Source organism: Flavobacterium sp. N1736 (assembly GCF_025947065.1).
Taxonomy (GTDB): Bacteria; Bacteroidota; Bacteroidia; order Flavobacteriales; family Flavobacteriaceae; genus Flavobacterium.
The window spans coordinates 853016-876503 of sequence record NZ_CP109994.1 but is presented as its reverse complement, the minus strand read 5'-3'; the positions used below and the strand labels follow the sequence as shown (position 1 = coordinate 876503).

General features: G+C 33.9%; 17 protein-coding genes. 6 read left to right on the top strand and 11 right to left on the bottom strand.

Features of this window, described 5'->3' with window-relative positions:
* Positions 1 to 157 precede the first annotated feature (157 nt).
* Positions 158 to 1030, bottom strand: coding sequence for a helix-turn-helix domain-containing protein (locus OLM54_RS03730; RefSeq protein ID WP_264537259.1), 873 nt, complete (start codon positions 1028 to 1030; stop codon positions 158 to 160).
* Positions 1031 to 1413: 383 nt separating this feature from the next.
* On the opposite strand from OLM54_RS03730, the gene OLM54_RS03725 reads away from it, so the two are divergent.
* Both OLM54_RS03725 and OLM54_RS03720 read left to right on the top strand, forming a co-directional pair.
* Positions 1414 to 2001, top strand: coding sequence for a Crp/Fnr family transcriptional regulator (locus OLM54_RS03725; RefSeq protein ID WP_264537258.1), 588 nt, complete (start codon positions 1414 to 1416; stop codon positions 1999 to 2001).
* Between the two features lie 101 nt (positions 2002 to 2102).
* A complete protein-coding gene (locus OLM54_RS03720) occupies positions 2103 to 3272 on the top strand; it encodes an MBL fold metallo-hydrolase (RefSeq protein ID WP_264537257.1) in 1170 nt (389 codons plus the stop codon).
* A 330-nt stretch (positions 3273 to 3602) separates the two neighbouring features.
* On the opposite strand, the gene OLM54_RS03715 is transcribed toward OLM54_RS03720, so the two are convergent.
* Both OLM54_RS03715 and galA read right to left on the bottom strand, forming a co-directional pair.
* Positions 3603 to 5177, bottom strand: a complete 1575-nt coding sequence (locus tag OLM54_RS03715) for a Na+/H+ antiporter (RefSeq protein ID WP_264537256.1) — start codon at positions 5175 to 5177, stop codon at positions 3603 to 3605.
* Positions 5178 to 5451: 274 nt separating this feature from the next.
* The gene (galA, locus tag OLM54_RS03710; protein WP_264537255.1) at positions 5452 to 8268 is read right to left on the bottom strand and encodes a beta-galactosidase GalA; all 2817 of its coding nucleotides are present in this window, start codon (positions 8266 to 8268) and stop codon (positions 5452 to 5454) included.
* A gap of 221 nt (positions 8269 to 8489) precedes the next feature.
* Here galA and OLM54_RS03705 point away from each other — a divergent pair, with 221 nt between their 5' ends.
* Positions 8490 to 8873 carry a hypothetical protein gene (locus OLM54_RS03705; RefSeq protein WP_264537254.1) on the top strand — a complete coding sequence of 128 codons (384 nt, stop codon included), beginning with the start codon at positions 8490 to 8492 and terminating at the stop codon, positions 8871 to 8873.
* A gap of 228 nt (positions 8874 to 9101) precedes the next feature.
* Here OLM54_RS03705 and OLM54_RS03700 read toward each other — a convergent pair whose 3' ends face one another.
* Together OLM54_RS03700 and OLM54_RS03695 are read right to left on the bottom strand one after the other, a co-directional pair.
* Complete coding sequence (locus OLM54_RS03700) at positions 9102 to 9575, bottom strand: hypothetical protein (RefSeq protein ID WP_264537253.1); 474 nt, start codon at positions 9573 to 9575, stop codon at positions 9102 to 9104.
* Between the two features lie 242 nt (positions 9576 to 9817).
* The gene (locus OLM54_RS03695) at positions 9818 to 10309 is read right to left on the bottom strand and encodes a TlpA family protein disulfide reductase (protein WP_264537252.1); all 492 of its coding nucleotides are present in this window, start codon (positions 10307 to 10309) and stop codon (positions 9818 to 9820) included.
* 304 nt (positions 10310 to 10613) lie between these two features.
* Between OLM54_RS03695 and OLM54_RS03690 the strand changes: the two genes are divergently transcribed.
* Together OLM54_RS03690 and OLM54_RS03685 are read left to right on the top strand one after the other, a co-directional pair.
* Positions 10614 to 10916 (top strand): ArsR/SmtB family transcription factor, encoded by a 303-nt coding sequence (locus OLM54_RS03690; RefSeq protein ID WP_264537251.1) that lies wholly within the window; start codon positions 10614 to 10616, stop codon positions 10914 to 10916.
* A gap of 6 nt (positions 10917 to 10922) precedes the next feature.
* Entirely contained in the window at positions 10923 to 12029 is a 1107-nt protein-coding gene (locus OLM54_RS03685) for an NADH:flavin oxidoreductase (protein ID WP_264537250.1), read from the top strand.
* 295 nt (positions 12030 to 12324) lie between these two features.
* Here OLM54_RS03685 and OLM54_RS03680 read toward each other — a convergent pair whose 3' ends face one another.
* From OLM54_RS03680 to OLM54_RS03665, 4 genes are all read right to left on the bottom strand, one after another.
* Positions 12325 to 13455, bottom strand: coding sequence for an acyltransferase family protein (locus OLM54_RS03680; RefSeq protein ID WP_264537249.1), 1131 nt, complete (start codon positions 13453 to 13455; stop codon positions 12325 to 12327).
* A 168-nt stretch (positions 13456 to 13623) separates the two neighbouring features.
* Positions 13624 to 14274, bottom strand: a complete 651-nt coding sequence (locus tag OLM54_RS03675; protein WP_264537248.1) for a DUF1349 domain-containing protein — start codon at positions 14272 to 14274, stop codon at positions 13624 to 13626.
* A gap of 342 nt (positions 14275 to 14616) precedes the next feature.
* Positions 14617 to 16833: a glycoside hydrolase family 3 C-terminal domain-containing protein gene (locus OLM54_RS03670; RefSeq protein WP_264537247.1), complete on the bottom strand. Its 2217-nt coding sequence runs from the start codon at positions 16831 to 16833 to the stop codon at positions 14617 to 14619.
* 405 nt (positions 16834 to 17238) lie between these two features.
* Positions 17239 to 18882, bottom strand: coding sequence for a DUF6377 domain-containing protein (locus tag OLM54_RS03665; protein ID WP_264537246.1), 1644 nt, complete (start codon positions 18880 to 18882; stop codon positions 17239 to 17241).
* 178 nt (positions 18883 to 19060) lie between these two features.
* Here OLM54_RS03665 and OLM54_RS03660 point away from each other — a divergent pair, with 178 nt between their 5' ends.
* Positions 19061 to 19405, top strand: coding sequence for a 5-carboxymethyl-2-hydroxymuconate Delta-isomerase (locus tag OLM54_RS03660; RefSeq protein ID WP_264537245.1), 345 nt, complete (start codon positions 19061 to 19063; stop codon positions 19403 to 19405).
* A gap of 260 nt (positions 19406 to 19665) precedes the next feature.
* On the opposite strand, the gene OLM54_RS03655 is transcribed toward OLM54_RS03660, so the two are convergent.
* Positions 19666 to 21927 (bottom strand): acyl-CoA dehydrogenase, encoded by a 2262-nt coding sequence (locus OLM54_RS03655; protein WP_264537244.1) that lies wholly within the window; start codon positions 21925 to 21927, stop codon positions 19666 to 19668.
* Between the two features lie 581 nt (positions 21928 to 22508).
* A complete protein-coding gene (locus OLM54_RS03650; protein ID WP_264537243.1) occupies positions 22509 to 23423 on the bottom strand; it encodes an EamA family transporter in 915 nt (304 codons plus the stop codon).
* Positions 23424 to 23488: the final 65 nt, after the last annotated feature.

Sequence of the window (23488 nt, the reverse complement as noted above, 5' to 3'; positions counted from 1 at the left end):
ACTAAATAAGCAAAGCAAGAATGCGCTTTTAGAAGTTATATTTAGTTCGTAGAAACCGATAAAGGATTAATACTAATTATTTCGACGCAAAATTACTTTAGTAAATACGATCTCAGATAACGATAATCAAACAAAAAATTAAGAATATGAAACAATTTTACATTCTTAACGATTTCGGAATTGTTCCGGTAAGTCTTTTAAAGTAATTATTAAAGTAGCTTGGATATTCAAATCCAAGTGAGTAACCAATATCAGCAATACTCCAATCTGTATGTTGCAACAGTGCTTTTGCTTCGCCAATAATTCTTTCTGTAATATGCGCTGTAGTAGGCTTTCCGGTCACTTCCTTAACCGATCGATTTAGGTGATTTACATGTACGGCAAGGCTTTGAGCATAATCTTGCGGTGTTTTTAAAATAAGCGGCTGATCTTTAGTTTCAACCGGAAACTGTCTTTCTAATAATTCCAAAAATAATGAAGTTATTCGGGAAGATGCATTTTTATGTTTAAAGAAATTTTCTGATGGCTGCATTTTCATCGATTCATGCAAAATCAAATTAATATAATTGCGCATTAAATCATCTTTAAAAACATAATCTGTTTCTTGTTCTTCGATCATTTTTTGAAATAACGAATCTACAAAAACTTTCTGTTGATCTGATAATGAGAAAATTGGAGTTCCGCCTATTTTAAACAAAGGCGATTCATGAAGACTTTCAGAACGATCGTTTACCTTTAAGAAATCTTCGGTAAAAACACAGGCATATCCATGATAAACGGGAGAAATAATATCCCATGAATATGGAATATGCGGATTTCCAAAAAACAAAATAGTTCCGTCAGTTTCTATACCGCGATCTGCATAATGAATAAGGCTTTTGCTGGTATTTATACAAATCTTGTAATAATCCCTGCGGTTATAGGTTGGAATTTTGCTTACATCACCATTTACTTCGTATACTTTAAAACCTTTTAGCTTTAAATCGTTTATACCAAGTTCTGTTGCCTGACATTCTATTTGCTCTTTCATTTTGCAAAGTTATGAAAATCAAATAAAAGTTGGGGAATTTTGTTTTAGGGTTTGTTTTGTTTCAGGTTTCAGGTTTAAACTTTGTCTATAAACTAAAGTTTACACAAAGTATTGTCATTTTGAGAAAACGAGAAATCACACGCGTAACTCTACAAAGATTGGCGACATGCTACACGAAGCTTCTGATGTGATTTCTCGTTTTCTCGAAATGACAAACTAAACGCAAAACAAAACCCGACAGGTTTTAAAAACCTGTCGGGTTTAATACGCAAAACTCAGACAAAGTTTGAAACCTGAAACAAAAGAAACCTGAAACCTGAAACAAAAAAAAAACTGAAACATGAAACCTCAAACCTGAAACTTAAAATCTTTATCTTTGTTTTATGAAAGATCTACTACCGGTTATAGACTATGTATCAAGATATGTTGATTTGACGGATGATGAAAAAAAACATCTGGCTACTTTTTTGAAGATTACCAAAGTCAAAAAAAGACAATTTATCGTGCAGCCGGGTTTTGTATGCAAACGCAAAAGTTATGTTGTAAAAGGCGCTTTTAGAGGTTATCTGGTCGATAATGAAGGCAAAGAACATACCTTATCATTTGCCATAGAAGATTGGTGGATATCTGATTACAGCAGTTTAATTTATCAGGAACCTGCGACCTTGTTTGTTGAAGCTTTGGAAGATTCTATTCTCATTCAGATTGAATATGAAGACGAGCAGAAGTTTCTGGAGGAAATTCCCAAACTCGAAAAATTCGAACGTATTATTACCCAGCGTTCACTGGCTTTTCATCAAAAAAGACTTTTATCTAATTTTACTAAAACCGCCGAAGAACGATATGACGAATTCATGAGCAAATATTCGGCAATTGCAAAGCGCGTTCCTCAATATGCTTTGGCTTCTTATCTTGGTTTTAGTACAGAATATCTAAGTAAAATCAGAAACCGAAAAACTTCAAAAAGTTAAACCAGTTCAACCTTATTTCCTAAACCAGTTCATTTTTATTTCTTTTATTCTGTCTCAAATTTGCATAGTCAATATCGACAAAATAATTTAATTCAATAAAAATGAAAAAGTCAATTTATTCAAATACAGGAATATTTTCTTTATTACTGTTCTTTTTATGCACCATTTTCAATTTCAGCGTTACAGCACAAAATAAAAGTGATGGCAAAAAAGTACAAATTTTTCATATTCAAAATTATTTTACAGAGGCTTATCTTGTAAAAGGCAATTCTGAAAAATTACTATTAATTGATACCGGAGTTCCTGTTGCCGGTTATCAGGATAGTTTGGTAAGTGCTATTAAAAAATTAGGCTTTAAACCTGAAAATATCACTTTGGCAATTGTTACGCACGGGCACGGCGATCATGCAGGAAATGCGAGATTTCTTCAGCAAACATACAAAACTAAAATTGCAGGAAGCAAAGCTGATTTAGGCAAATTTACTTCGGGGAAAACCGAATTATCAAAATCTGAAGATGTAAGTATTTGGGGAAACCGACTTCGCGCTTATTGTGATTTGGATTATCCCGCTTTTACACCCGATATTATGGTTGAAAGTACCAATATTGATCTTCAAAAATATGGTTTTGATGGAAAAATAATTCCAATTAAAGGCGGACATACTCCCGGAGATTTATTGATACTTATTGGCGAAAATCTTTTTGTTGGAGACACTTTTGTGGGTACTTTTAAAGCTCAGGGCGGAGGATTAGTTCCCGATGGTCATCATGTAAGAGAACATTTTTATCATGAGAATAAACAACTGGCTGATCAAAATTTAAAAAATATTGAGAAAATTGCGCTTAACAATAAAGTCAAAACCATTTATCCTACACACAATGGTCCTGTTGCTACTTATGAATTAACAAAATACATTAAAGAAGAACCTTTATTGCGACTTTTATCAAAACAAAATGATGCTATTTTAAACGACATTTTAAAAGGTAAATTTGATTTTCAAAATTATTTGTCAGATCGTTTTGTTTTAAAAACTCCTGACAATAAAGAATATTCAAAATTTCAATTTCCTGAGGTTTATTCTAAAACTAAAATAGAATCTTTAACTGCCGAAGATTTCAGAATTGTTTCTTCAGATGAAAATGCAGCCGTATTAACCTATATAGAAGCAATAAAGCTGGAAGGAAAAGAGTCTAAAAATGTCTCCGTAACCGAAACTTATTCTAAAGAAAAAGGAATTTGGAAGATTGTTTATAAGAAAGAGGTTTTATAGGTTTTTTGTTTTAAGTTTTCTTTGTTTCAGGTTTCAGGTTTCAGGTTTCAGGTTTAAACTTTGTCTATAAACTAAAGTTTACGCAAAGCTTTGTCATTTCGAGGAAACGAGAAATCACACACGTAACTCGACAAAGATTGGAGATATGCTTTACGGAGTTTCTTGTGTGATTTCTCGTTTCCTCGAAATGACAAACTGAATGCAAAACAAAACCCGACAGGTTTTTAAAACCTGTCGGGTTTATTACACATCGCTAAACAAGCCTTTAAACCTGAAACAAAAAAAACCTGAAACTTGAAACATTAAACCTGAAACTTTATTTTTTCCCTTCTACAAAAAATGCAATTTTTCTTCTTCAAGATCAAGATGTAAAATGTGTTTACGAACAATTTCTTCATCAATTCTTTCGTCTTTGTTTTTGTCAGTAAGCCATTTTCTTTGCAGATCGAGTATTTCTCTGTAGACTTTTTTGGCTTCGTCGGTCATGAGAATATCTTCATTATTAGAAACGCTTGCATCTTCCCATTTACTGGCGAGTTGCTGCAACACTTTTTCATTTTCAAGATGTTGGCTGTAATTGGTTTTCAAATGCTCTAAAGCTTGTTGAGAAAGTAATCGTCTTAATTTATTATACATTTCATCATCAGGCATAATATAATCAGGATCAGGCATATTTATTTTTTTAATAAGCCAAGGCAGCGTAAGTCCCTGCAATAATAAAGTGGTAAGTATAACAACAAATGTGATAAAAAGTATCAGGTTCCTTTGCGGAAACGGAGTTCCGCCTTGTGCATAAACGGGTATTGATAATGCGGCTGCCAACGATACAACGCCCCGCATACCAGACCAGCTAATAATTAAAATTCCTTTATATCCGGGATGTCTTGTATCTGCAACCGTTATAAAATTTCTGGCAATCAAGGTTACAATTACTGCTGCATATGCTGAAATTATTCTTGCAACAATCAAAACAAACGTAACAAGAATACCATACCCTATCGCCGACGGAATACTAACAGAACCAAGTCCCTGCGTAATTTCAGGTAAATCGAGACCAATAAACATAAAAATTAATCCGTTGAGTATAAAACAGAAACTTTCCCAAACATTCACGCCCCGCAATCGTGATGTACTGCTTAAAAAAGAAAGCCTGTTGTTTGATAATAGCAAACCGCCGCTTACAACGGCAAGAACTCCTGAACTATGCGCTTCTTCGGCAACCAGATAAATAATATAAGGCGTTACCAAAGACAATACAATATCTATATTAGCATCTGTAGGTAAATATTTGTGCAGTTTCATAAAGATAAAACCAATTGCCAAACCTATTCCAACTCCTGCAAGTACCATCCATCCAAAACTTGTTACGGCATTATACCACACAAATTGCCCTGTTCCGGCTGTTATTAAAGCAAATCGAAATATGATTAGCGAAGACGCATCATTTAAAAGACTTTCGCCTTCTAAAATTGATGACATTCGACGAGGCACTTTTACAAATTTCATAATCGCGCCAACACTTACGGCATCTGGCGGTGAAACAATTCCGCCAAGTAAAAAACCGAGTGCCAATGAAAATCCGGGAATAAAATAATTAGAAACAAGTGCAACCGAAAGTGCCGTAAAAAAAACCACTAAAAAAGCAAAACTCGTTATAATACGTCGCCATTTCCAGAGTTCTTTCCAAGATATTTTCCACGAAGCCTCATACAATAAAGGTGGAAGAAAAATAAAAAAGATCAATTCCGGATCGATACGTAATAATGGAATTCCGGGAATAAAACTAATTAACAATCCCGCCAAAACCAGCAAAACCGGATAAGCAACTTTTATCTTGTTACTTACCATAATCAGCAAAAGGATGACAATAACAATACCTAAATAAAACGCGAGATCATTTAACATTGGAGTGTATTATTTAAGAGTGGCAAAAAATATAACATATAATCTTTTGAATATCAAGATAAGAAATATTTCACAGAAAAATAAATCTCAAACTTTTTAATTTTTTGAGATTTATCTAAACACATAGAAACATAAGTTTTATTTACTTAGAAAAAGATTATTCAAAAGAAACTCGTTTCTTTCATATAGTAACTTTGTGCATTTAAATAAATGAAACGCCTTTTTTGAGCATACAAACTATGTTTCTATGTGTTAAAAAATTATGCTTAAAGACCTATTTTACAATAATTGATCCCGCTTTTAATCCTTTGGCTGTAGCCGATATATTTACCTCGCCTGCATTTTGGTCTTTTTCGATAATGACTTGAGCATATCCGTTAAAAAGTTTTCTTTTCCAGGATTCTGCCGGAGTAATAACCTGAATAATTCCGGGATCAGTATTCATAACATCCCAATCTTTATTTTTTTGCAAAGGCGGCGCAATAATCTGAATCGTGTTTAAACCCTGTTTTAAAATAGTAGCATTTAGAATATATTTTTGATCATCTTCTGCACTTGCGGGAATTTTATTTCCGTTGACAAAAACGACTGCATTTACACCAATTTTTTTATAGAAAAAAGTAACCGTATTTGTTTTCAGATTATCCTTTAAATCAAATTTACCGCGATATACATACGCCGGAGCCTGATTTTTATAATCTCTGTCTTTAAAAGCTTCTTTCCAGTTGTTATCAGTTTCAGCCGTTATTTGATTGGGAAGATTTGTCGAAGCTAATTTCTTCTCCTCAAAATTAGTTATAGCAACAAGCTCGATGTTATCAATAAATTTATCTCTCTCTAAAGATGTTGGGTTGCCATTTCCTACGCCAAGAATTTTTCCGCCCTTAATAGAAAACGTCAATTCATGATTTGCAGTGGGTACATGTGCGCCTTTTTCATCTGTAGTTTCAGCCGTAATAACCACAACATTTGCATTAGAAAGATTCTCTTTATCAACAGATAATTTGATGTTTTGAGCATTTTCTGTTGTTTTCTGAATTTCTGAAAGTACTTTTTTTCCGTTTTTATAACCAACCGCTTCCAAAGTTCCCGGCACATATTTTACCTTCCATTCTAAATGTCCGTATTGCTCCATTTTCTTTTTACCCAGACTTTCCTTGTTCAGAAAAAGTTCTACTTCATCACAATTCGAATGTACCCAAACATCGATTTCTTTGCCCGTACTCCAGTTCCAATGCGGTATAATATGCAAAACAGGTTCATTTCCCCACCACGATTTCAAATAGAAAACATTGTCTTTCGGGAAACCGCAAACATCCATCATTCCAAAATAAGACGTAACCGATGGCCAGCCATAAGGCGTTGGTTCTCCGCGATAATCAAAACCCGTCCAGATAAACATTCCTGCTAAATACGGACGTTCTGCATAAAATTTCCAGCCTTCTTCAATACTATAAAAACTTGGGCGCGGTTTTCTGTCGTAAGCACTTTGGTAATGTTTGGCATCATCTGTAAAATAAACACCGCGCGTTGCAAAAGTTGAACCTTCCTCCGTTCCCATTCCCGGTTGTTGTTTAAACTCATTTCTATGTGCATCGATATCCCCGTTTCCAAGATAATTATAACCCACAATTTCTACCACAGACGAAATTCCGCTTTTAAAACCACTGCTAATTCCAACCGTTACAGGTCTTGTAGGATCAATGCTTTTACTAAAATCCTGCATCACATTTGTAATACGTTCCCCAACAATATTACCCTCAATATTCCATTCTTCATTTCCAACAGACCAGCAAAAAATACTCGGATGATTGCGATCGCGTTTTATCATTCGTTCCAAATCATTCAAATGATACTCGTTAATTCCCATTAAACGCGTTTCATCAATAACCAGCATTCCCAGTTTATCGCAGGCATCAAGCAATTCAGGCGTTGGCGGATGATGCGAACAGCGATAGGCATTCGAGCCCATTTCTTTCAGTTTTTTAATTCTGAAATATTGTAAATCATCCGGCAAAGCCGTTCCAATTCCCGCATGATCCTGATGATTGTTTGTGCCTTTTAGTTTTACCGATTTTCCGTTAAGGAAAAAACCTTTTTCAGCATCAAACTTTATGGTTCTTATTCCGAAAGAAGATTCATAACGATCAATAACTTTTCCGTCTTTCTTAATTTCAGTTACCAAACGATATAAATTCGGATTTTCAATATCCCATAATAACGGATTATTTACCGTTAATTTCGAAGTAAAATTTGTTGTTTTATAAAATCCCGGCGCAGTTCCGTTTTCAGAAACAGTTGCAATTTGTTTTCCCTGAGCATCTAAAATCGTCTGAATAATTTCGATTGCACCTTTATAATTTCCTTTATTTTCAATAGAAACTTCTGCTGTAACTTCGGCACTATTATCTTTTATTTCTGATGTAATATAAGTTCCGTTTTCAGCAACATGAATCGGGTTTGTTTTTTGCAGATACACATGTCTGTAAATTCCCGCGCCTTCATAAAACCAGCCTTCTTCCATCGAAGCATCAACGCGCACAACAATTGTATTTTCACCGCCATAATTTGCATATGCTGTTACATCATATTCAAAACCATTGTAACCGCTTTCTTCAGTTCCAAGGAAATAACCGTTAAAAAATACTTTCGAATTCCTGAAAACACCGTCAAATTTTAGCGAAATAATTTTGCCTTTATCACTTTCCGGAATATTGATTTTTTTTCGGTACCAGCCAATACTTTTTTCAGGAAAACCTTTTCCGGCAGTTTTAAATCCGTGGCTAAAACTGGCTTTTTCGCTAAACGCCTGTTCCACTGCCCAATCGTGCGGAAGATCTAATTTTCTCCACGCTCTGTCATCAAAATTTACTGCAGCCGGACCGTCACCAAATCCCGTTTTGGTTAAATAAGAAAAATATCCCGTTGCATGACCAAAATCTTTATCAGTATCAAATAAATGTCCAAATGAAAAACGCCAGTCTTTATCGATTAAAATCAAATCTCTTTCTGATTTATTTTGTGCCGAAATACAATTGGAAATCAAAAAAATAAAATAAAGCAGCATTCCTTTTGGAAAAATAGTTCTCATAAAAACGTCGTTAACGGAAATAGTTTGTAAAATAGCGATAAAAATATTGTTTTTAATTTGATTAAAATAATAGTATTTTATCAAAATATGATTTGTTTCGTTTAAAATGAAGCCTGAAAATTAGGCTTTAAAAATTTAGAATCATTCTACTAACCGTTCTTTGGCAGATATTATTCTTTTGGTGTAATTTTATATACAAATTCAACAAAAATAGTAGTACCATGAGTGTTATTAAAGATGAAGATACGCTTCTTAGCACTATTAAGCGTATAGACCATGAAATTGACAAACTTAATGATCAAAAAATAATTGCTTTTTTTGAGCATCTCGGCCTGACCGAAAGAGACGATGTGCCCAAGAATTTTCTGGATTTTGAGACCATTCTTATTGTTGTGCCAAACCGACATATTTCACATGAATTAAAATATTTTAAATATTCAATCGCAAGACTTTCTTTCGTAACCAATCCGTATGCGAAAAATATTCATGTTTATGATTTTAAAGAATGGGACAGCGTTACCCGCAACAAAACCCAATTTCAGGTAAGAGAATTACTAAAAACCAACTTTGGCGGCGTTAGAACTATTATTGATGATTTAAATTAAATTTTTTGTTTCAGGTTTTGTTTTGTTTTGTTTCAAGTTTGAGGTTTCAGGTTTCAGGTTTGTCACGTTGAGCGAAACGCGCATTACAATATCAAAATTTTAAGGAGCTGTTTCCTGCTGTACACTATATCTTTTGTGTTCGCCGCGGCGGACACAAAAGGATGCCGTTTCCATCAGGGCTAGGGCACTCGTTTTCAAAAGAAATTTTATTATTATTCTTGGCATAATTTATTTTATTTCAAAAATCCTGATGAACTTTTGTTCTAATTTTTTTCTCTTTCTCTCTTCATTCCATCTTGAATAGAAAGCCATAAAAAGTAAAAACAAATTAACAATTGTAGACGCTCGCCTAAGTCCTCGCGCAAAAAAGAGAAAAAATATATTAATGGCCACAATAAGAATTATTGGAGAATATTTTGCCCAAATCTGCTGAAATTTACTGTTGGGTTCAATAACGTATTCTACTTTGAGTGTATTATTAACATTCTTGTATTTTCCTTTTATGATAAAAGGTGTTTGCGATCTTACTGAATTTATTGTTAAATGAAAACTTTTATCATCAAAAAGACCGTAAAATGTTTTTGAAGATCCATCAAATACAGTCAAAATAGCAAATGTGCGTAACTTTAGTTTTGGTGAACCAATTTGGGTGTTGCTTTGTAACCTTGCACGGAATTCAGACAAACTAAGTTTTGATTGCATTGAAATATCTTTTTTAATTTGTTTTAGGTTTGTTTCAGGTTTCAGGTTTCATGTTTCATGTTTCTCAACTTTGTCTATAAACTAAAGTTTATACAAACTTAACGCAAAACCCGACAGGTTTTAAAAACCTGTCGGGTTTCATCCGTTTTGTCATTTTGAGGAACGAGAAATCACAAAGTATAAAACTTGAAACAAAAATAAACGTGAAACCTGAAACAAAAAAAATAAACCTGAAACAAAATTTATTCCCCAAGCATATTCTTTACCATTTCATTCAACGCATTTCCGTGAATGTTTTTGGCAACGATAATTCCGTTTTTGTCAACTAAAAAGTTTAACGGCACAGATTGCAGCAAATAATCGCCTACAACCGGCGAAGTCCAGTATTTTAAGTCGCTTACTTGTATCCACGGTAATTTTTGTTTGGCAATTGCTGCCAGCCAAAGCGGTTTTTTAGTATCCATAGAAACACTGTAAATCAAAAATTTACCCGGATAAGTATTGTACAATTTTAATAATTCCGGCTGTTCTTTAATACAAGGTCCGCACCACGATGCCCAAAAGTCAACTAAAACCAAATCTCCTCTTAAAGACGAAAGTACCACATTGTTTCCTTTTGTATCCGGAAGATCAATTTCGGGAGCAATATCTCCAACGTCAGTTCCAACAACCTGAGCTTTTGAACTTGTTATTAAACAACATAAGAATCCTAAAATAAGTAATGTTTTTTTCATAGTTTGATTAAGTTTAATTAGTTGGGGCTTGTTTAACAAAGTTTTTTGTCATTTCGACGTGAGGAGAAATCACACCAGTTGATCGACAAAGATTGACGATTTTCTTTGCGTCCCGAAGCTTCGGGATAGTGTGACTTCTCCTCACGTCGAAATGACAATATTGCGCATAAACTTTGCGTCTTCACGACTTTGCGAGATTAGACAAATATAAATACTTCTTCATAAATCCCCTCCTCCTTCTTAAAATTATCCTAAAAAATTTTCTTTAAATTGGTATATCGGGAAAAGTCGATATATTTGCGTCATGGAACATATAGAAATCTTTAAGGCACTCTCGAACAAATCCAGATTACAAATGCTGGAATGGTTAAAAGAACCTGAAATAAACTTTCCTGAACAACTTCAGCATGCTGGATTTGAACACGGAGTTTGTGTTGGGCAAATACAAGCCAAAGCGGGACTTACACAATCGACAGTTTCTGAATATTTGTCGATTTTACAACGAGCCGGTTTTATCGAAGCCACACGCGTTGGGCAATGGACATACTATAAACGTAACGAAGGTGCCTTTGAAGCACTCAGTAAATTAATTCAAACTAATTTGTAAATTACTATGAGTACAAACAACCTGTTTTCGCCATTTAACTTGAAATCGTTAAATCTTAAAAACCGAATTGTAATGGCGCCAATGACGCGCTCATTTTCTCCAAACGGAGTTCCAACTGATGAAGTAGCCGCTTATTATCAAAAAAGAGCTGAAGGTGAAGTTGGTTTAATATTATCTGAAGGAACTGTTATTGACAGACCATCATCATCAAACGATGGAAATGTGCCGCATTTTTACGGAGATCAATCTTTAAAAGGATGGAAAAAAGTGATTGAAGAAGTTCACGCTGCCGGAGGTTCTATGGGACCACAAATCTGGCATATGGGAATTATGGACAATCACCATTCAGGATGGGTTCCGCCGGTTCCGTTTGAAGGTCCGTCAGGATTAAACCGACCAGACTTTAATAATGGAAATACCATGTCTGAAAAAGATATTGAAGATACTATTATTGCTTTTGGAAAAGCTGCTGTTGATGCAAAAAGATTAGGTTTTGATACGATTGAAATTCACGGTGCACACGGTTATTTAATCGATCAGTTTTTTAGAGCTGAAACTAATTTACGTACTGATATTTATGGTGGAAAAACATTGCCGGAACGTAACCGTTTTGCGATTGAAGTTATAAAAGAAATTAGAAAACAAGTTGGTAATGACTTTGCGGTTATCATGCGTTTTTCTCAATTTAAACCTTCAGATTACAATTATAAACTGGCAAAAAATCCACAAGAATTAGAAGCGTGGCTTACGCCTCTTGTTGATGCGGGTGTTGATATTTTACACTGCTCGCAACGCAGATTCTGGGATCCTGAATTTGAAGATTCTGACCTGAATTTTGCAGGCTGGGCTAAAAAAGTTACGGGAGCATCAACGATTACGGTAGGTTCTGTTGGACTTTCAGGAGATTTCTTCGGTGCTTTTGCAGGAGAAAGTTCTCAGCCAACTTCTTTAGATGAATTAAACAGACGTTTCGACCGAGGTGATTTTGATTTAGTTGCCGTAGGAAGACCTCTTTTATCTGATCCAAATTGGGTTGCAAAAATCAAAGCCGGAAAAACAGATCAATTAAAAGGTTTTAGCAAAGAAGCTTTAGGAGCATTGGTTTTGGAATAAGTTTTTTTTAAAGGTTCAAAGTTGCAAAGGTTCAAAGGGACAGAGGTTTTAAAAATAGAAAAAAGGGATAAACAATTTATGTTTATCCCTTTTTTTATTAGGTTCAAAGTTGCAAAGGTTCAGAGGGACAGAGGTTTTAAAAAATAGAAAAAAGGGATAACAATTATTTTTATTAGGTTCAGAGTTGTAAAGGTTCAAAGGGGCAAAGTTTTGCCTTTGAGCCTTTGAACCTTTGAGCCTTTGTTCCTTTGAACCTATTTACTCTTTGAACCTGTGAACCTTTTTTAAACCTTTGCTACTTTGAACCTCTGAACCTATTAAGAAGCCATTTACGAACCGGTTCATCGTATAATTTCAAACATAAATAAGCCATTACGATGCTGGCAATTAAAACGCCAATTCCTAATAAATAACCATTGGCAAGAGTTACTTTATTATCTACAACCCATGCTGTGTACCAATAAATTAAGGGATAATGTGTGATATAAATTGGATATGAAATATCGCCTAAAAGTTTGCATATTTTAGCCGAAAATGCACTTTTAATTTCTCCGCCAGCGCCAATGGCAACTATAAGAGGGAAAACTAAAATAATGCAGAAAGATTCGTATAAACCATTCATCCATAAAGTGTTTTCTCCGCCAAATCTTGGCAATGCCAGTACAATCGTGATTAAAAGACTGCAAACCCAAAAAGCGCCTTTTATATGAATTAGTTTTCCTAATCGACAAAGTAAAACTCCTGCAAAAAACGGATATAATAAACGTGTAAAACCAACATTCATTTGTTCCAAATTTAATGACCAGCCGCCAATAACATCGCCTTTTGGACCAAAAACGGTGTAATTAATTAATAGTCCGGCAAATATCAGCACAAAAACTGACAGTACCTTATTCGAGAATTTACGAAAAAACAAGGCGTACAAAATATTAGCAATATATTCGAAAAATAGTGACCACGCCGGACCATTTAAAGGATGCATTTCGCCCCAGCCTCTTATTTCTAATGATGGCGGAATTGGTAGTAAAGTAAAACCAATAATCATGGTTAGAATTACTTTCCAAACTTCCATTCCGGCAATCATCGGAAACAAAATATCCGAAGCCTGAAAATAATAAAAAATGGCTCCAATAATCATTCCCATAATAACCATGGGCTGTAAACGAATTAAACGTCGTTTGTAAAATTCCCATTGCGACATTTTCGTCCAGCGATCGTCGTAAGCATAAGCCACAACAAATCCCGATAAAAGAAAGAAGAAATCAACGGCGAGATAACCGTGATTGATAATTTGTGCAAAACGGTTTCCGCCACTAAAAGCTTCAAAAATGTGAAATGTAACGACTAATATTGCCGCAACTCCACGTAAACCGTCCAGAATTTCATAATGCTTTTTTGGTTGAATATCTGTAGAAATAGAACTCATAAATTGTTTATTTTAGATTGCAGATTTTTGATTTTAGATTGTTTGGAATTTTAATTTTAACACATAGAGACATAGTTTTGTAACGCTAAAAAAAGGCGTTTCACTTGTTTAAACAAGCATAGCTATCTAATTGTCTAAATTTTCTAATTATCTAATTTTCTAATTAAATTACTCCTGATGATTTTTCAGCCATTCTAACCTGCGTTGATCTGGTAAATGGGTTACTTTAAAGTTTTCGAATTTAGCTTCAAAACCTTTTCCGTCCGGTGAAGCGGCCATTAAACCAACCATTACCGGCGTGTTATCCTGTAAAGGCGCATTTCTCGTCAGAATATAATTTTTATCATCAAAAGAATAAAATACTTCTACGGCATCTAATCTTCTCACCACTTTTATCCATACAAATGGCGGTGCTTTTTCTAAAGTTGTCACGCTCCAATCGCTTTTATCATGCGTTACAACCGTGCTGATATTGAATTTTCCGTCAACAAATTCAACTCCGGTTTTGATGTAGTTTTTCTCATCAATACGAAGCATTAATCCCATTTGGTCAAAACGTGCAATATAATTTCCGGTTAATTTTACTTTGGCTTCAAATTCTCCGCCATAAGTTGCGTAATAAAACGGAGCGTCATCTACGGTGAATCCGTAATGCGAAATACGCCAATAATCACTATTTGCCGTTACATTCATGATTAAAGCATTGTTTTTAATTTCCCATTTTTCAGGTTCATTAAACCATTGCATTTTGTTAAGGCTTTGCGCCGAAAGGTTTTGCGCTAAAAATAAAACCATTATGCTTAATACAATTTGTTTCATGTCATTTATTTTTTTTGATTTTTTTTAAACCATTAAGAGATTAAGAAAAATTAAGTTTTTACGCTGTTTGAGGTTAATTATTTAACACATAGATACATAGTTTTTGTACTCTTACAAAAGGCGTTTCACTTATTTAAACAAACATAGCAGCTATGTGAAAGAAATAAGTTTCTTTTTCTATTCAACGCTTAATTTTTCTTAATCTCTTAATGGTAAAATTTTTTTAGATTAAAACTTCTACATTTTACATCTAACATTTTACATCTAAATTTTTTCAACAAAAAGCAAAGCTGCAACTTTACAATTGCAGCTTTACAACCAACCAATTTAGAAATAATGAAATTATTGAAGTGAGAATCCCACTTTAGATTTTATATCTGTTGAAGATGCACCAACGATTGCTTCAAAAGCGCCCGGTTCTGCAACCCAGTCGTGTTTTTTATCATCAAAAAAGCTTAATGCTGTTTTATCAATTGTAAAAGTCACTGTTTTTTCTTCTCCCGCTTTAAGCGAAACTTTCTCAAATCCTTTTAATTCTTTTATCGGACGTGGCAATGACGATTTTAAATCGCTGATATATAATTGAGCAATCTCTGAACCTTCTCTGTTTCCTGTATTTTTTACTTTTACAGAAAATGTAATTTGATCTCCGGCAGCCATTTGTTTTTTATCAGCCGTTACTTTTCCGTATTCAAAAGTCGTGTAACTTAATCCGTGACCGAAAGAAAATAATGGTTTTGCTTTTTGTTTATCTGCATAACGATATCCTACAAAAATGCTTTCTTTATAAGTAACTTCGTCTCCGCCCGGAAATTCTCCTAAAGCATGCGCGCCATTATCTGATAATTTTACAGGGAAAGTAAAAGTCAGTTTTCCTGATGGATTCACGTCTCCAACCAAAACCGCTGCCAAAGCATTTCCGGCTTCTGTACCTAGAAACCAGCCTTGTACAATTCCCGGAACTTCTTTTACCCACGGCATAGCCACAGCGTTTCCTGAGATATTTACAAATACTATATTTTTGTTTACTTTCGCCAATTCAGAAATTAATTTATCCTGACCGTATGAAAGTTCTAATCCTTTACGATCGTGTCCTTCATCATCCTGATTTGGAGCTTTATTTAAACCGCCAATAAAAATAACAATATCAGCATCTTTGGCCACTTTTAAAGCTTCGGCAGTTAATTCAGCCGGAGAACGTTTTTCTTCTAAACTAACTTTTGCCACAACGCCGTTATAATTACTTGTAGGATCGCCTACATAACCGCGGGCGTAAACAATTTGAGCCTGATTGCCAATTCTTTTCTTTAATCCTTCAAGCGGTGTAATTTCATATCTTGCTTTTAGTGAAGAACTTCCGCCACCAACTGTCATCATTTTAATGGCATTTTCACCAATAACAGCGATTTTTTTAGTTTTAGAAAGATCTATTGGTAAAATATTATTGTTATTTTGAAGCAACACAATTCCTTCTTCGGCAATTTTTAAACCTGCTTTTGCGTGTTCTTCAGTTCCAAAAGATCCAAAAGGTCTGTTTTTATTCATCGTTGTTAAAAAAGACAAACGTAAAACACGACGTACTTTTCCATCTAACTCTTTTGTGCCAACTTCTCCTTTTTTAATCATTTCAGAATATGGTTTTGCCAAATAATAGTTGTCATACGCATTACTTGTTCCCCATGAAAGTCCGTTTGTCCAGGAACCAAATTCCATATCCAAACCATTATGAATCGCTTGTTTTGTATCATGAACTCCGCCCCAATCTGAAACTACAACACCTTTAAAACCCCATTCTCCACGAAGAATATCGTTTAGTAAATATTCATTGTGACAACAATGCTGTCCTTTATATTTATTGTAAGAACCCATAATTGCCCACGCATCACCTTCTTGCACAGCAGCTTTAAACGCCGGAAGATAAATCTCGTACAAAGCACGATCATCAACAATTACGTTTACAGCGTTACGATTAGTTTCCTGATTGTTTAAGGCAAAATGTTTTACACAGGCAGCAACTCCATTCGACTGAACTCCTTTAATATAAGGAACAACCATTTTTGAAGTCAGAAAAGGATCTTCGCCCATATATTCGAAATTACGACCGTTTAATGGCGTTCTGTAGATATTAACTCCCGGTCCTAATAATACATTTTTATTACGATAACGCGCTTCTTCGCCAATTGATTTTCCATATAATGATGCTAATTCTTTGTTCCAGGTTGCAGAAAGTGCGGTAAGTGCAGGAAAAGCAATACAAGAATCATTTGTCCAGCCCGCCTGATCCCATTCGTCCCACAAAACTTCGGTACGAATTCCGTGTGGACCATCAGTCATCCAGTTTTCAGGAATTCCCAGGCGTTTTACACCGGGAGAACTAAATTTAGATTGCGCATGGATTATGGCGATTTTTTCCTCAGTAGTCATTTTCGAAAGTGCATCTTCTACACGTTCGTCAATTGGTTTTTTATCATCAAGATAAACCGGAACTTTGTTTTGGGCATTCATCCCAATTGAAGTCAACAATAGTAAAACAACAATTGTTTTAACGTTTTTAAACATAACTATTAATTTATTTAGCATTTAAGTTTATATCAAAGTACTTGAAGTTAAAAACTACATTTTAACTCATTGGACGTAATTATTTTAACACATAGAAACATAAATTTTTGCATACTCAAAAAAGGCGTTTCACTTGTTTAAATGCATAGAGCTAGGTGTTGAAAATCTAGATTTTCTTCAAACAGCTTTTGTATTTAAATTTTAATCTATGTTTCTATGTGTTAAATAAAATTATCAATTTACACCCAACGGATACCTTATAATAATATTGTAAAGCTAAAACGTTATAGTATGCTGTAGAATTTTAAACGAAAAAAAGTAGTGAATTAAAAAATCAAAATATTGACTATCAATATTTTAATAAAAAATGTAGCTTAAAAAAAGTAGTGATTTTAAAATAAATCGTTATACTTTCAAGGAAATTAAACCAATTTTCATGACCATTTCTTCAAAATCATTTCTCGAAACTGCGGCTTTATTTCGAGCTCTTGTTCTATAGTTGTAAATAGTGCTTAACGAGTAACGAAGAAAAGCTGCAATTTTTACGCTGTCGGTAATTCCCAGTCTAATTAAAGCAAAAATACGAAGCTCCGTATTTAATAATTCGCCTTGTTTCAACACGATTTGTTCCTCTTTTATAAGCAAATCATTAAAGTCTTTTACAAATGTTGGATATAAATTCAGAAATATAATATCGAAGTTTTTATACAATTCTTCCAATTCGTTATCAACCAAAGTTGTTGATTTGAGCATTTTATAAATTTCATCAAACTGTTTCGCTGTCGCTTTTTTATTTAAAATAATGCGATAGTTTTCTAATTTATTGATGTAAGCTGAACAGAGATTGAAAAAATGAGCAATATATTCTTCCTTAACGTGATTGGATTCTGATAATTGCGAATTACGTTCCTGCAACTGATTATTGGTCTCGGTAATATCTTTGTTTAATTCTGCTAATTTTTGGCTGGTTTCATATAATTCTCCACGAATTCTTGACACTTTTTTCATTTGTTTGTAAACGTAAATTACGGCTACAATTAAAAATACCGATAACAAACTAATGCATAAAAGATACAATTGAAGTTCTGTTTTTCGTTTGGCTTCCCGTTCTAAATAAACGGTATTGATAATCGAATATACTTCTGACATTAAAAGGGTACGAAATTGTACATTGCAATACAAAGCATCTTCAATTGCCGATTGTGTGAGTTTGTATGCCATATCGACATCGCCAATTTCATAAAAAACCAATGCCAGTTCCTGGAGTGAAGCATTGTCTTTGGTTGCATTTTTTATATCTGAAGTAGCAGAAAGTGCGTAATATTTTTTTCGTAATTCTAATTGATGTGTTCGCTCGTAAATACTTCCTAAAAGATAGGTAATCATCGCATATTGCGGATTATCTTCTTTGGTGTTTTTCAATAAATCAAGCAATTCTTTTTGAGAAATATCTAACTTTTTCTGAGACATTTTCTGCTGAATTTTATTGATTTGATAGTTTAAAGTATTCGGATCTAAAACCATCAAAAGCGAATCACGGTATTTTCGTATTTGCTGTATGTATTTTATATCGTAACTATTCGCCGCATAATGTTCAAAAAATTCGCGATAGGCAACATAATAAGTCGGAAGCAGTGTTTTTGATAATGCTTTTTTGTTGATGCTTTTTAAAATGGCTTCAGATTCGCGATATTTTCCCGAAGAAGAATAAAGCGTTACCAATTGAAGATTGGCTAAATCTAAAAAATCTTTATTTTGAAGTTCATTGGCAATTTTAAGGTTCTTTTTCACATAAAAAATTGCCGAATCTGAATTGAATTTTTGATATTCTGTATATAAGGTTTTGTTGTAATTGTATTCCTGTTCTTTTGTTAAATCTGCCGATTTTATTTTTTTGAAATTCAAAATGCGTTCTTCTTTCAGTTCTACATATCGCTGCTTATTTCTTAGTGCATCGTTTAGCTTCTTCAAAATAGTATCTGTACTATCTGATGCGTAAATTGGGCAACTTAGAAGATTCAAAACAAAAAACAGCCAATAATTTTTCAAACTAAATAAGGATAAAGTGACTTACAAATATAGTAAAGTGATGCTATAAATAGGAATTATTTATAAGTCGCAGAATTTGGATTTCGTAACAGTAAAACAAATAAAAAAATTGAAACGCATAGAAATATAGTTTTTGTAAATTTGATGATACTAAATTCTCTAATCTAAACGATATCCAATGCCACATTTTGTTATTGATTGTTCTGAAAATGTAATCCGATTAAAATCTGCAGATGAAATTATGCAGGTTGTTTTTGATGCTGCTTTATCTACGGATCTTTTTATTGCTTCTGAAGTTAAAGTTAGAATTAATCCTTTTTCCTATTATAATAACGGAAATACGTTAGACGATTTTATTCATGTTTTCAGTTACATTATGGAAGGTCGAAATACGGATCAAAAAGCGAAATTATCAAAAGCTATTGTTACAAAATTAAATGAAATTCTTCCCGAAGTTCCTGTGATTTCTATCAATATCAAGGATTTTGAAAAAGCCAGTTATTTTAATAAAACTATGGTTTAAAAATCTGTTTGTGGTTTTAGTGATATAAATAAAATTATGACAGTATAGTTTTGCTATAAAAAATAGCCCGAATATTGTCATTCCGAGACACGAGGGATCTCCGTAAGAAACCGACGTAACGTGTATGTAGATTGTCGAGCTACTTGTGGAGATTCCTCGTTCCTTGGAATGACAAAAAATGAGAAAAGCTTTGTCAAAGTTTAAAACTTTGACAAAGCCCTTAAAAAAAGTCTATTTTCTTTACTCTATATTCTATATTCTTAATTAACAGCAATTGGCGCAGCCAAACAACTCTCCGGAATATCAAAAGCATTTACCAATGCAACTGCATCGGGACGAATATCCCAACAAAGCTGATTTACGATTTTACGGATTGCTTTTGTTTTTACAGCTTCCATATAACCATCTTCAAGATACCAAGCTTTGTTTTTTTCGATCTGCGAAAGTGCGTATAATTGATATAATTTTGTCAAAATTTCTTTTGAATTCTCGTCTTCAACTGTTTTTATAGCTTCCAGAAATTGTTCTAAAACGACTCTTTCTAAATACGCCTGAGCGACATCAATCATTTGATGCTGAACAACATTAAAAGCATCGTAAGCTTCTAAACCGCCATCAACCAATTTTTTAATACGTCGCGCTGCCGATGCCAAAATTGTTTTTTCTCTGTGAATAAAAGCCTGCAAATGAAATTCAGAATCTAATAAATGTTCGTCATCTGTTCTTCGGGTTGCAATTGGGTTTTTCTCAGAAATAGCCACTTTTGCATTTTCATATACATAATTAATGATTCCCAAAGAACCCATTTCACCAAATGCTTTTCTAAATTCTGATAAACGGTTTTTAGCAACCAATTGCATCAAAACGGTATTATCGCCTTCAAAAGTGGTATAAATTTCGGTGTCGTTTTTTAACGCATCGATTCTGTTTTCAGATAAATATCCTTTTCCGCCACAAGCTTCGCGGCATTCCTGTAAAATATCTCGTGTACTCCAGGTCGAATATGATTTCATTCCGGCTGCAAGGGCTTCAATTTCCTGCATTTCGGCTTCGGTTTTGTTTAGAAAACGATTCGTAAGATATTGTAATGCAAAGTGAACGGCATAGGTTTTCGCTAAATGCGGAAGCAATCTGCGTTGGTGCATTCTGTAATTCAAAATTGGAACTTCAGATCCGCCTTCAGGACCAAATTGTCTACGTTGATCACTGTATCGAATGGCAATTGTTAATCCTGATTTTGCTGCTGCCAATGCTGAACGCGGAATCCCGATTCGACCACCAACCAAAGTACCTAACATTGTGAAAAAACGTCTGTTATCACTCGGAATCGGGCTTTCAAATTCGCCTTTATCATTTACAGAAGCAAAACGATCCAACATATTTTCTTTCGGAATCACAACATTATCAAATGAAATAGTTCCGTTATCAACACCATTTAAGCCCATTTTATGACCGCAATCGCCAATGGTAACGCCATTTACGGTATTTCCGTTTGTATCTCGTAACGGAACCACAAAAGCATTTACGCCATAATCGTGATCGTTAATAATTAATTTAGCAAAAACGGTCGCCATTTGTCCGTGAACGGCCGCATTACCAATATATTCTTTTTGGGCGTTTTTATTTGGTGTATGAATCGTAAACGTTTGATCGTTATGATTGTAAGTTGCCGTAGTTTCTAAACCTTTTACGTTCGATCCGTGATGTGTCTCTGTCATGGCGAAACATCCGGGTAATTTTAGCGAACCTATATCTTTTAAATATTTAGCATAATGTTTTTCTGTTCCTAACGATTGTACGCTCATTCCCCACAATCCAAACTGAACGCCAAATTTTATCACCAAACTTAAATCGTGATAACTCAGGGTTTCCATAATCGCAAAATAATCGGCTATATTTTCGCCGCCGCCATATTGTTTTGGATATGCCATATTTCCGAGATTTTCTTCGGCGAGAATTTTACACCAGTTATAAACGGTTTGGCGATATACATTAATATCTGTTGAAGTTTCATAAGCAAATTCGGGTTTAGAAATAACCGCTTTTACTTTTTTGATAATCGGAGCTTGCTTACCGTCAAGAAGTTCTGTTATTTTTTGAATATCAAAATTACTTGTTGTTTGAGAATTGGCGGTAAAAGAATCGGCTTTTGTTTTAAAGTTCTCAATTACTTCTTCGCCTAAAACGCCCAGATCATTTTCGAGTTTTAAAAATTCCGGTTTTAGGTTCGAAATATCTACGTCTTTTTCTGAAAGTGCTTCTGCAATATCAAAAATCGATTTTATGGATGATTTATCTTTGATGCTTTTTTCAATATCCAATTTCCATTGTGAAAGTTCATTTCTCGCAGGCGGATTTGAAATATCTAATTTAGAAAGCAGCTGTTGTTTTTCTTCGGGCGAAAGCCAGGTTAATGTATTTATAAATTCCTGAATGGTCGTGAATTCTTTTTGGGTTAAAAGATCGTCTGACCATACTAAATAAAATAACGGAATGAAGGCTTGTAATTTGGTATTTTTCATAAGATTTGAATCTGGTTATTTGTTTTTTGTTTTCCACAGATTGTACAGATTATAAAGATTATTAAATTAAGTAATTAAAAAAAAATCCTTTAATCTGTGCAATCTGTGGCAACTTTTTTAAATGCATTATCGCATAAAAAAACAGAAATGAAAAATACTCATTCCTGTTTAAATATGCTGTTAAGATTCTGGTAATTTTATGAATGTTTTAGAAGAAGAGGTTCCCACAGATTGCACCTATTTAAATGATTTTTAAAATGTAATAAAAATTTAATTAAACACATAGAAACATAGATTTCATGTGTTTATAAAAAAGTAAATTAAAAAGAAACTAGTTTCTCACACATAGCTATGTTTGTTAATGCAAGTGAAACGCCTTTTTTAAGTCCAATAATTCTATGTTTCTATGTGTTAAAAAAACAATTACAGGCAACAATTTTAATAATCTTTTAAATCTGTGTAATTCGTGGCAAACAAAAAAATTAGCCACAACTTCCCGAATGTTCATCAAATGTCATTATTCATGAAATTTGACTATGTCAATTTGGAGTTTTCAGGTTCGTGAATTTGTGGCAAAAAGTTTAAATGTTTTTTGAAACTGGTGTATATCGCTGTTTTAATGCAAAAATATGGTGCGAGTTAAATACTATAACAGCCATAAAAATGATGCCGTAAGCTGTGATTTGTAATACGGTTATATTTTCGTGATAAACAAAAGTCGCTAATCCAAAGGCGATCATTGGGTTTATGTTCAATAACATGCCAACTGTTGATGAATTGATGCCGGAAAGTGCATATAAATTAAGAAACAACGGGAATATGGTAAACAAAATGGCAATGGTTTCGATACAGAAATAGAACTTAAACGCTGTTGGAACCGGACCGCTGTATGCCGGATAAAAAGGCAATAAAATCAGCGCCGCCAATGTGATATGAAATGTTAGGATTATAAATTTATCAAAACCTTTATTCACGCGCTGACTTACTAAATAACAGGCGTATGTAGACCCAATTATAATGCTGAAAACCATATCCATAATATCGGCATACGATAAAAGCAAACAGCCAGAAATACTTAATCCGACTGCGATCCATTGGGTTTTGCTTAGTTTTTCGTGCAGGATAAAATAAGCCAGTAATGTGGTTAAAATTGGGCAAACCAAATAGGCAAGCGATGTTGCTTTTACGCTAATATGGTTCATTACGTATATAAATGTAAACCAGTTTGCCATTAAAAAAACGCTTCCGCCAATGTTTAATAAAATGGCTTTTCGTTTTTCGGCTGTTGGTAAAGCTTTAAATATTTGAACTGTTTCTTTTAGCTTTTTTCTTTTAAATGCAAAAGCAATCAGTAACATTAAAATACTACAGCTAAAAACACGAAAGAATAAAATATCCAAGGAAGGATATTCATGTATTGGTTTTAAAACCAAACTAAAAAATCCCCAGATTACAAAACAGGTAATGGCAGCTATGTAGTATTTTGTTGTTTTCACGAATGTTGTTTTTGTTTAGTTTTTCTTATCAAAGCAAATTTCTATAAAATAAATAAGCAATACAG